8 protein-coding genes are annotated in these 11,015 nt (G+C 54.9%); 5 read left to right on the top strand and 3 right to left on the bottom strand.

Going from position 1 to position 11,015, the window contains the following annotated elements:
* Nucleotides 1-406 precede the first annotated feature (406 nt).
* The gene (locus OKC27_RS21775) at nucleotides 407-1,144 is read right to left on the bottom strand and encodes an EAL domain-containing protein (RefSeq protein ID WP_270806692.1); all 738 of its coding nucleotides are present in this window, start codon (nucleotides 1,142-1,144) and stop codon (nucleotides 407-409) included.
* A 279-nt stretch (nucleotides 1,145-1,423) separates the two neighbouring features.
* Between OKC27_RS21775 and OKC27_RS21770 the strand changes: the two genes are divergently transcribed.
* From OKC27_RS21770 to OKC27_RS21755, 4 genes are all read left to right on the top strand, one after another.
* Entirely contained in the window at nucleotides 1,424-2,134 is a 711-nt protein-coding gene (locus OKC27_RS21770; protein WP_270806691.1) for a hypothetical protein, read from the top strand.
* 46 nt (nucleotides 2,135-2,180) lie between these two features.
* Nucleotides 2,181-2,669: a CS1 type fimbrial major subunit gene (locus OKC27_RS21765; protein ID WP_234663226.1), complete on the top strand. Its 489-nt coding sequence runs from the start codon at nucleotides 2,181-2,183 to the stop codon at nucleotides 2,667-2,669.
* A gap of 65 nt (nucleotides 2,670-2,734) precedes the next feature.
* Nucleotides 2,735-5,152: a TcfC E-set like domain-containing protein gene (locus OKC27_RS21760; protein WP_270806690.1), complete on the top strand. Its 2,418-nt coding sequence runs from the start codon at nucleotides 2,735-2,737 to the stop codon at nucleotides 5,150-5,152.
* Nucleotides 5,139-6,341 carry a hypothetical protein gene (locus OKC27_RS21755; protein ID WP_234604940.1) on the top strand — a complete coding sequence of 401 codons (1,203 nt, stop codon included), beginning with the start codon at nucleotides 5,139-5,141 and terminating at the stop codon, nucleotides 6,339-6,341. Before OKC27_RS21760 ends, OKC27_RS21755 begins: the two co-directional genes overlap by 14 nt.
* Here OKC27_RS21755 and OKC27_RS21750 read toward each other — a convergent pair.
* Nucleotides 6,338-6,976 carry a response regulator gene (locus OKC27_RS21750; RefSeq protein WP_197931125.1) on the bottom strand — a complete coding sequence of 213 codons (639 nt, stop codon included), beginning with the start codon at nucleotides 6,974-6,976 and terminating at the stop codon, nucleotides 6,338-6,340. The two genes, OKC27_RS21755 and OKC27_RS21750, sit on opposite strands and share 4 nt — an antisense overlap.
* Before the next feature lie 122 nt (nucleotides 6,977-7,098).
* On the opposite strand from OKC27_RS21750, the gene OKC27_RS21745 reads away from it, so the two are divergent.
* The gene (locus tag OKC27_RS21745) at nucleotides 7,099-10,545 is read left to right on the top strand and encodes an ATP-binding protein (protein WP_270806689.1); all 3,447 of its coding nucleotides are present in this window, start codon (nucleotides 7,099-7,101) and stop codon (nucleotides 10,543-10,545) included.
* Here the strand turns inward: OKC27_RS21745 and OKC27_RS21740 are convergent.
* Nucleotides 10,519-10,809: a hypothetical protein gene (locus OKC27_RS21740; protein ID WP_270806688.1), complete on the bottom strand. Its 291-nt coding sequence runs from the start codon at nucleotides 10,807-10,809 to the stop codon at nucleotides 10,519-10,521. The two genes, OKC27_RS21745 and OKC27_RS21740, sit on opposite strands and share 27 nt — an antisense overlap.
* Nucleotides 10,810-11,015: the final 206 nt, after the last annotated feature.

The raw sequence follows: 11,015 nt of genomic DNA, 5'->3' as shown, positions 1-11,015 counted from the left end.
AGGTCCTGCATCGAGAAAACCGACTACCCGTTCCCGGAGGAGTTGGTGCTGTCAACACCGTCCCGGTGAACGGTTACTGCAACTCTGATACTATCACCGTGTATAGAATCGTGTATATGGGTTTTTTTGGGGCTATAAATTGTTGATTTTATTGGCTTTTTTGTGTTTTGATTCGGATTGCAAATCAGGACGGCGCCACCTGATGGCGCCGTATGGGTTGAGTGCGCAGGACTCTTCTCTCGGCAAGAGCATTCATCACAGCGCGACCCGATGACGGCATACCCGAAACACCTATAGATGAATATGTGCCGGATAAACGGGGTGCGAGATTGTACTCGCCCTCACCGCATCATGCAATTTGGCAGGGAATGGTTGCCAGCGCGAGTCAGGTAGAAAAGCGGGCCGCTCAGGCCCAACGGGAGAGGGGGGAGGGCATGGCGTAGACGTAACCCTGTTGATAGTCACAGCCGAGCTGGTCGGCAATCTCTATATGGGTCTGGTTTTCCACCCCTTCGCACACCACCTTCATGCCGAGCCGCTGCAGGTATTCCACCAGTCCGGTCAGCATGCGCAAGGCATGGCTACTCTTGACCGCCTGTAGCAGCAGGGAGCGATCCAGCTTGATGATCTCGTAGGGGAGCGCCATCACCCGCTGGAAATTGCACTCCTGGGTGCCGAAGTCATCGCAGGCAATATGGGCACCGTGGCTGCGCAGTACCTCGATCAGTGCCAGATGCTGGCTGTGCAGCGGGGCGTACTCCACCACCTCGAACCAGATTGCGATATCCAGTTTGCGAGCCTGTAGCAGCACCAGCAGCAACAGATTCTGATAGGTGGCACTGCCCAGTACCGGATTGAGGTTGATGGAGAGCATATAGGGCCCTCCCTTTGCCAGTGCTGGCAGGTCGCGCAGGATGGATCTGAGCATGACGATGTCCAGATGCAGGGATTCATCCTCGCTCAGGGAGGGGAAATCGATGCCCCGATAGCATTGCAGCTGGGGATCCCAGCGTCTGGCCAGCACTTCAAACCCGATGACCCCCCGATCACGATCAACAATCGGCTGATAAAAGGGCACGGCAATCTCCACTGTCGCCAGGGAGGCCACGTCACTGACCGGAAACTCTTCTTTGAACGCAAACATGGCACATCCCTGTTGACGGTTATGGCTGTGGATAATAGTGGAAGCCACTAAATGTGGGCTGTAGGAATTGTCTGATTATTGGCAGGTAAAATACTCACTAAGTATCAGATTATTCCGATTAAGTCTGGTGCGTGGACTATTTAGACTGGCCTCAACAATGAATCGCCAAACTAAAAAGTAAATATAATGCCAGAGTGGTTTATATACGGTTCATTCATATTTTTCAGCGACAGCTTTTGCTGAACTGCCTTCTCTTTCTTGCTATGTGATAATTTTTATATGAGTAAATTTTTTATTTTATTTCTGCTGGTGCTCAGTGGCAACGCCTTGGCATCGCCGGATATCAGTGTTGGCAATTTATATGACTATATGTCAGCAGAGAAAACTACACTGCTCAAACGGATTCGCAATGTTGGCGATGAAACGGCTTTTGTCAAAATAACTTTGGCCGAGATTGTATATGGTGCTGACGGTGTGCCCAAGGAGCGGGAGCTACCGGAGGAGGGCGTTCGCCAGCTGGTGACCAGTCCCTCACGGTTGATTATTCCCGCAGGTGGCATGCAGGCCACCCGTTTTATTTACATGGGGGAACGGGAACGGGAACGTGAACGTTATTTTCGGGTGCGTTTTGTCCCGGTAAAACCACAGGATGAAGATCTCACCGAATTGCCGCCACAACAGCAAATAAGCGCCGGGGTCAGCATTATGACCGGTTTTGGCACCATTTTGTTTGTGGCACCCAAAGAGACCCGTTATGACACCCGGATTGACCGTGAAAAAGGTGTTCTCTATGTGGAGAATCGGGGCAATGCCACCGTAATTCTCGATTATCTGGAACTGTGCGACAAAAAAGAAACGTCATGCAGTCAACCGGAGAAACAGCATCTGCTGCCCGGCGTTAAAAAGCGGCTCGGTAAAGATGCAACCCGGACGGTTCGTTTTGAACTGATCGAAGGGAAACAATCGGCATTCAGGGAGTTCAAGCTTTGAATATCGATATATCACAAGAAAGACAATCACACCTGAAGGAGTGGCTATGAAGATATTATCGCTTTTTCCCGCCCTGTTGCTGGCGAGCGGTTCGCTGATGGCGGCCGAGCGCATCGAGCATACGGTGACGGTAACGGCGCAGATCCCGACCGACAAGTTTTACGTGCAGCCTGTGGGAGATTGGATGAGTACCCCGCAGAAACTGACCTTCAACCCGTTTAACCAGCAGCTGGATCCCCTGGCCAAGCAGCTGGAGATGAAGAGCACGCTTGGCTCCATCAAGGGCTATCTGGTCTATCCCGCTACCATGGCCAGCGGCAAGGAGAGTATCGGCTTGACGGTCAAGGTGGCAGGCGTTGCGCTGACCACTTCATCTGCTGACTTGCTGAATCAGGCAGATGCCAATACCGGCAAACAGGTCGGGCTGGAGATTATTCCCGCTGTGGCGCCAACCGGTGGCTACAAGCCCGGCAACTATCAGGGGATTGTCAGCATGATGTTTGAATCCGAGGCTCCGCCAGCTCAAGGTGGCTGACTTGAGTATGTGGGGGCCATCAGGCCCCCCTTTAATTAAGATTCCAGGCATTCAGGTTGCACTCCATGGTTCGTTTTCTTCTTCTCTTGTTCGGGTTGTTGCTCTCTGCCCCGCTGCTGGCTGCAGATCCGGCACTGCTGCTGCAACAGGCGCGGCAATTGCCAGAGGGGTTTGAAGAGCACTTTTTTGGTGTTCCCCTGATGGTGAGAGTCACTGTCGATGGTCGCCTGTTGGGTGATGGTGAAGTGTTGCTCGGGCGCGATAACTCGGTGCAACTGCTCTCGCTGCTGGATGTGCAGGAGAGCGAGTTTGATGAGCGGGAACGTGAGCGCTGGCTGACCAGGCTGGGATCTCACCTGCCGATCGGCGAGTGCGTCCGCGCCTGTCCCGAAGGCATTGTGGGATTGCAATACAGCCTGGAGGAGTCCCAGCTCTCGGTGCTGACCGGGCAGGTGGAGCTGGAGGCGCGGGATCAGCGCTTCATGGCATTGCCCCAAGAGAGCAAGGGGTTGCTGATCCAGAACCAGCTGAACATGGTGCAGGGCACTCAGCGCAATGGACACTACAACCTGCAGCTTGAAGGTAGCTGGGGGCAGTGGTCCCCCTTTATGGAGGGGGATGCCACCTGGCAGGAGGGGCAATCGAGCGAAGTAGGCCTGGCTCAGCTATATGGAGAGCGGCTCCATGAGGCCAATTTTTATCGCCTTGGCTTCTTCTTTCCCTCGGCGCAGGGGTTGGTGCGTCAGCCGAACTACTACAGTGGTGCGACCCCCACTGTGCTCGGGGTGATGTGGGGCAGTTCGGATTTGCTGCGCCGGGAACGCGGGGGACCCAGTCTGGCACCAATCCAGGTTGCACCAGCTCGGCCGGGCATGGTGGAGATCTATCGTGACGGCAACCTGATCCAGGCCCAGCCGGTCGTATCCGGTTTGCAGGCGCTCGATACCCGCTCGCTGCCCGGCGGTATCTACGAGGTGGAACTGCGACTGCTGGAGGATGGTCAGGAGACCCGCCGTTGGCGCGAGATGATCTACAAACCCTCCAACTGGCAGACGCCGGAGGAGCCGTGGCGTTTCAACCTGTTCGCCGGACGCCAGACCCGCTGGCTGGTGAGGCAGGGGGACAGCGATCTGGAGGGGGCCAGTGGCGGCGCGGCGGTCAACCACTTGCTGCTTCCCTCGCTGGTGGTGGGAGCGGGTAGCCAGTATGTGGACAGACGGGCTCAGCACTCCCTCTCGCTCGATTGGGAGGCGACCAGTCAGCTCCACGGTTTTGCCTCTCTCAACCAGAGTGTCGGCATGGGGTGGGGTTACGATCTGCAGGGGATTTATTGGCACGGTAACAGCAGTCTGGTGGCCAGCCATTCGCGCAATCTGCGCAAGCAGGGGGACGCAAGCTCGGTATCCAGCCTGTCACTGCAGCAGTCGCTGGAAAAGTGGGGATCCCTCGGTGTCTATGTTTCTCATCAGTCTGGCCGTGGCAATGGCGCTGATGTGGGGTGGCACTATAGCGATCGATTTTTGGGGCGCTGGGTGACCTGGGGGGTGACCTTGTTCGATCGTCCCGGCAGCGAGAGCACTGCGCAGCAGCGGGATCGCGGCAGCACCCTCAGTCTGACCGTCAACCTGGGGGGACAGGATCGCCAGTTGTCGCTGGGGCTGGGCAGCAATACCTCGCGCTCCGGCGGCGCCCAGCGCAGTGCCTATCTTAACTACCAGCAGGAGGTAGATTGGGGGCCGCTGCGTCAGGTCAGCGTAGGCAGCACCCACGACAGCTATGGTACCGGACTATCCGGCTATGGCCGCTTCGCCGCGCCCTGGTTGGGGGGCGACTTGTTTGCCCAGCACTCCTCCTATAACGAACAGGTGACCGGCGGCATCAATCTGGAGAGCGTGGTGGCACTGGGGCAAGAAGGGGAGCTGGCGCTCGGTTCCCGCGATATGGGCGGCATGGGCAATGAGGCGGCGATGATCCTCGATATCGAGGCCGATGACGAGGCGGCGCAGATCCGGGTCAGTGACGATCAGGGTAGCGTGCAGACCCTCGGGCCCGGACGCCATCTGGTCTCTGTGCCTGCCTTGCAAAGCGGCACCTTGCAACTGGAGATGGCCGACCACGAGGGCGCGCCGCTCACCATCAAGCCTACTGTGCTCCCCTACCACCTTAACCGCGGTGGAGTGGGTTATGGCCAGGTGAATGCCGTGAGCACAGTCACTGTGATTGGCCGCTTGCTGGACGAGCAAAACCAGCCGTTGCGTGGAGCCATGGTCAGCAACCCCATAGGGCGGGCATTTACCGAAAATGATGGCTTCTTCGCGCTGGAGGCGAGCCGACGACAGCCAGCATTCAGTGTGGAGCGTAATGGCGCACTGTATTGCAGCAAGGTGGCTGGTGAGCAGGCGTGGGCTGAAGAGTCCGATATTATTTTGTTGGGGGAGTTGATATGTTCGGCTGGGGTAACTGTAAAAAATGAAAGGAATTAAATTTATCGTGCTACTATTACTCTCTTGGCCAGCATTCTCGGTCGTAATTGATATTACAGCAGACTATAAACCTGAGAGTTATGAAATTAATGCTGGTCGCTTTATCAATACAACATCCTGTGATGTTGGCGTTGAGGTTGCTTATTGTGACCCTCAGAGACCACTGGCGTCATCTACCATCGTAAAATTGCCAGTGTCAATCATCAAGATGATTGACTCAAGTAAAGGAAAATCGAGCTATTTGAGTTACTATCGGATTGCGGGGCCTAAAAAAGTAGTGCTGACCAATAGCAAAAATGGGGAGCGTCATGAATTGACGGTTATACCAACGCATATTGGTGCGAAAGTAATGAAAATGATGTATCCGATAGTAAATGACAATAAATGGCCAACTAATAAAATCAGTGGTGACTGCCATAGAGAATTCCCTACATGGTCTTGGTGGGGGGGGGATTTAGTATTGGAACAGTTGTTTGTTTATTCGATTGATGATGTTGCTCAAAATGGTTTATCAGAGTGCTATTTTAATAGTCAGCTTGGTAATGGTACCTCATACACGGTTGCCTGGTTGAACTATGGCTTTCGCATTAAATCACCTGATCCGTTGCGCATGTCTAATGGCAAATACACCGGTAGTTTAAAAGTTTCTGTTGGCCGAAATAAAGATATTGACGTGGGTGAGGCCAATTATTCAGGTGGAATAGAACATGAGCTTAAATTCACATTGACCGTACGTCATCAGTTAAAAGTGGATTTTCCAAAAGAGTCCGTTAATGGCGCTGACAGTGTGACCTTGTTGCCACCGGGTGGATGGATCAATTGGCTTCATAATAGAAAACAATCGCCAGATATTTTGCAGCAAGAGCTGCCTTTCCGGATTTGGTTCAGTGCGCCTTTTACCGTGACCCTGCGTTGTCAATATCTATGGGGAAGCGAGTGTGCACTAAAAGATGCCAAAGGGCGCCAAGTACCATTAAAAACTTATTATGTTAACAGGTTCCAGGAAATGAACCTTTTGACGACTAGACCATATAATTTCGTATTGCCTGTGCAAGGGCAGCCGGTTATGAATGCTGCAAGAACGATTCTATTTCAGGTTGTCGGTGGAACGGTAACAGAGATGATGAAATACCCAGGTTCCAATTTTAAAGGGGATGTTACCCTGATATTTGATGCATCTATCGACTAACAGAGACCACTGCTTTTGGCATAGTCAAAGAGGGCACTATCACTGGTAATACCCAGCCGCACCATGGCACTTTTTTTCTGGGTACTGATGGTTTTAACGCTGCGATGAAGATAGTCGGCAACCTCGGAAACCGACATGCCGCTGGCCAGCAGGCGGACAACTTCAGACTCTTTGGGGGTCAACGGACTTATATTGCCTTGAGAGGATACACCGGCATCGGCCAGCAGCATGTTTACCGCAGGGCCAATATAGCGATGGCCAAGTAATATCTGGCGAATGGCATCGGCCAGTTCGTTGATCACCGATTTTTTCAGTATCAGACCGTTTACCCCAACCTGAATAAGGGATTGCAAGATGGCGCTGTTCTGGATTTGGGTCAGCACAATAATAGGCAGGTTTGGATAATCCCGGCGCAACTGCTGGATCATCACCAGGCCATCGCAGCGGGTATCTCCCGGCATACTGAAATCGGTAATCAACAGATCACAATGATGTTGTTGCAATGATTTCAGCAACTCAGATACCTGATATGCCTCGGCGATCACTTCACAATGGGGGGTTATCTGGTCAATCAGGCTACGGATCCCGGTCAGAATCAAGGGATGGTCATCGGCAAGAATAATCTTGAAGGACATGGATGAGCCTCTTATAAAACGGTGAGTAATATTCAGGCTATCAAAACTAACATTTCTATACTACCGTGCGCACCCCATTTTTTAGGGGACATCTATCTTTTGGAAAATATATGTGAATCGTTATGCCTATATATTATTCGCCCATGCCATTAATCAAACGGTTCATAATTATTGCACTGTTTTTTTTCTTGACCCCAGTGACGTTTTCGGCGCCGCTCCTTGCTGCGCGCACTGTCAATGTGGGCATTGTGGCCGGAGGGTGGGGCCCTTTTCAACAGTGGAATGGCAAGATCGCAGCCGGGTTCAGCGTTGAATTGATGGAACAATTAGCCCAAAAGCTGGACTACCGGATTGCCTGGCAGGTCTACCCCGACTGGGAGGGCATGTATGCCGATGCCTGCCGTGGCAAGGTCGATATTCTGCTGGATGCCTTTAACTCTGAGGTACGCCAGTGCGTTACCTATAGCTTGCCTTACTACACCTCGCCGACTGTGGTGGTGGTGCGACAAGACAGCGCCCTGTTTCGTGATGTGAGTCGCTTGCAGTCCTCGAGCATTGCTATCGAGAAGGGGTTTATAACGGAAAAACTGGTCAGACTGCACTACCCGAATGTCACACCGCGGCTGTTTGTCGATACCCGCAGCGCACTACAGGCGGTCGAGCAAGGGCGGGCAGATGCCTATATCGGCAACCTCCATGTGGCCAATCTGTTTATCGAGCATCACCCGGCGTTGGCGGTGGTTGCCCAGTCTCCCTTGTTGATGGAAACCCTGCATCTTGGCGTCGTCAGCCAGAAGCACTCCCTTGCTATCCGGCTTGATACGGCCATTCAGGCGCTGACGGTCGAGGCGCGCAGTGCACTTGAAAAACGCTGGTTGGGGGAGAGCCTGACCCCCAATTTTATGGGGCACAGCAATTTCTTGTTGCGTCCCGATGAGCGTGCCTGGCTCTCGACACTGCCGCCGTTGAAGCTGGGATTACTCCCCGGTTGGGCCCCCTTCTCTTACCGCGATGAGGAGGGGAATTCGGTCGGTTTAATGGCTGATTACCTTGCCTTGCTGCAAGAGAGGCTGGGGTTGGCTTACGATCGGCTGCCCGTCGAGAACTGGCCCGAGTTGCAGCAGTTGTTGCTGCATCACGATGTGGATCTGGCGGTCTTGCCAACCCGGGTTATCGAGCAGCTGGTGGGGTGGCATGGCAGCGAGCCCTTCGCGTCATTTCCCATGGTGCTGGTGACGGCCCGTGGCAGCCTGCCTATCGGGGATATTTCTGATCTGGCTGGCAAGCATCTGCTGCTGACGGACAGCATGTTGATCCCCCGGCTCAGGGCGCTGGTGCCCGATCTCAAGCTGACCACGACCCGCAATGCCAACGAAGGGATGGCTCGTGTCGCAGCCGGGGCGGGTGATGCCTATATCGGCAATCTGGTGGTGGTTTCTCGCCTCATAGCCGAGCAGTTTGATGACCGGCTTCATATTGCCGCGCCCACCCCCTTCAAGGATGAGTTGGCCGTTGCGGTGCGCGAGTCCTATGCTCCCTTGTTGCCTTTAATCAATCGGGTGTTTACCAGCATGAGCGACAAGGAGAAGCGGCAGATCCGCAATAGCTGGTTGGCATTGAACTACAGCGAGGGGATTTCGTGGCAAAAATTGATCCGGACTCTGATCCCCGTCGGGTCCGGGATCGTCCTGTTTATCCTCGCACTCTCGGTGGCGTACTGGCGGTTGCGTCAGGAGATTGTCCGCCGCCAGCGGGTTGAGGCCGCGCTGGCCACCGCCAAGGCAAAGGCCGAGGCGGCTGCCAGCCAGAAAGGGGAGTTTCTGGCCACCATGAGCCACGAAATTCGCACCCCCATGAATGGCATCGTCGGCATGGCGGAGCAACTCACCTTCACCGAGCTGACCCAGGATCAGCGCCAGATGGTGGAGATCATCAACCGCGGTGCTCAGGGGTTGCATGCACTGATCGACAATGTGCTCGACTTCGCCAAGCTGGAGGCGGGCAAGATGCAGCTCGAACAAGCCCCGTTCCTTGTCCGGGAGCTGCTCGACAGCGTGCTGACCATGACGATGAGCGAGGTACACCGCAAGGGGTTGCGCGTTTACCTGTGGGCGGATGCCGGTGTGGCAGCCCGGGTAAGCGGTGATGCGCTGCGTCTGCGCCAGATCCTGTTCAACTTTGTCAGCAATGCCATCAAGTTCACCGAGCGAGGCTTTATCGAGATCTCGGTGCAACAGCTGGCGCAGGAGGAGGGGCAACAGCAACTGCGCTTCGGCGTGCGCGACAGTGGCATCGGTATGAGTGCCGAGGCGCTTGGCCGGATCTTCAATGCCTTTGAGCAGGCTGAGAGCGCTACTACTCACAGTTATGGTGGTACGGGTCTGGGACTGAGTATCTGTCAGACCCTGGCTCGCTTGATGGGGGGGGAGATCCGGCTGGAGAGTGCGCCCGGGCTTGGCACCGTCATCACCCTGACGGTCACGCTGCCGGTACTGGCGCAGCGAGAGCCGGATCCCCGGCTGAACAGGATGCAGGCTTCTGTCGAGCTGCATGACGAGAAGTTGTGCCACACCCTGCTGTTGCATCTCGATGCACTGGGGATTGAGCGCACCACGCAGCACAGCGACGCTGAGTTGCGTTTCAGTGACAATCTGCAGGCGCCTGAAGGGGTTATCTGTGTGTTGCCACTGACATCACCTCTCGGCTATCGCTACGAGGCGGGACGCTATCTGCTCAACAGCAACCCCATGACCTGGCATGCGGTGCGGGAGGTCTGTTATCGCCAGCTGGCCTGGGTGGATGGGGTGGCTGCGTCATCGTTGCAAGAGCAGGTGCAGGGCAAGCCTTTGCTGCCTTGTCGAGTGCTGCTGGTGGAGGATAATCCCCTCAACCAGGCACTGGTGATGCGCCAGCTCAGGCAGCTTGATCTGAGCTGCGATCTGGCGGAGCACGGCCAGCAGGCTCTCGAGATGGTTGCGCAGCACTCCTATGATCTGGTGCTCTGTGATTGCCAGATGCCGGTGATGGATGGCTATGAATTTACGCGCAGGATTCGGGCTGCAGAAAAAGGCGAGCGGCTGCTGATCATCGCCATGACGGCCAATGTGTTGCCGGAACAGGCTGAACGCTGTTTCGCCGCGGGCATGGACGATCTGCTGGGCAAGCCGGTGCTGCTGGACGGGCTGCGTCAGATGTTGCAGAAGTGGCGCATCTTGCCATCGCCCCCCTTGATTGATGTCGCTGCCATGGCAGCATTTTTTGGCCAAGGTGACAAATTGCGGCAGATATTTCCGCTATTTCGTCAGGAGCTTGAACAGGCGATGGCGCAGCAGCCACAGGATGACAAGGCATTGGCCAATTGGGTACATCGTCAGGCTGGCACTATCAGTATGATGATGGCGCCGCAGCTCGCCGAAGAGGCATGGCGACTGGAAGAGAAGATCCGTCAGCTCGGGGCGCAGGTTTGTATGAACGAACTGGCCCTATTTCGCACCCGGTTGCAGCACATCATCGGGGAGTTGCGGCAGTTGAGCGAGAGCGACTCAGCTATCGAGGGAGAGCTGAAATAGTGGAAACTGTTCACTCATAAAATCGCGGGGGCTGTGACCATTGCCTGCACCGGCCAGCCACTCCCAGTCCAGTTTTGGCGAGCCGGCTTTGAAGCGTTGATAGGCAACGCCCTGGTGGATGGTCAGAAAGAGGGTCGTGGGGAGTCCCAGCTTGTTGCTGTAGCGCACCATCACTTCGCCCTGATAGTCGTTGCTTATTCTGACTTTGAGCGCCTGCAGTGTCAGACCGGTAGCGTGACCGTGCTCGTCACAGACTTCAAACATGATGTGAATACTCTGATATTGATGATGCCACGATGAGCAAGATTGAATGCAATTGCAACTGTCAGATCTGACAAGGGCAGAAATGAGTGGGGGGGTATACAAAGCGAAAACCCGGCGCGAGGCCGGGTCTTCTGAATGATGGTGGAGGGAGAAGGATTCGAACCTTCGAAGGCAGAGCCGTCAGATTTACAGTCTGATCCCTTTGG

Source organism: Aeromonas sp. QDB62, from assembly GCF_027705695.1.
Classification (GTDB): Bacteria; Pseudomonadota; Gammaproteobacteria; order Enterobacterales; family Aeromonadaceae; genus Aeromonas; species Aeromonas allosaccharophila.
The sequence above is the reverse complement of the archived record's forward strand: the minus strand, read 5'-3'. Positions and strand labels throughout refer to the sequence as shown.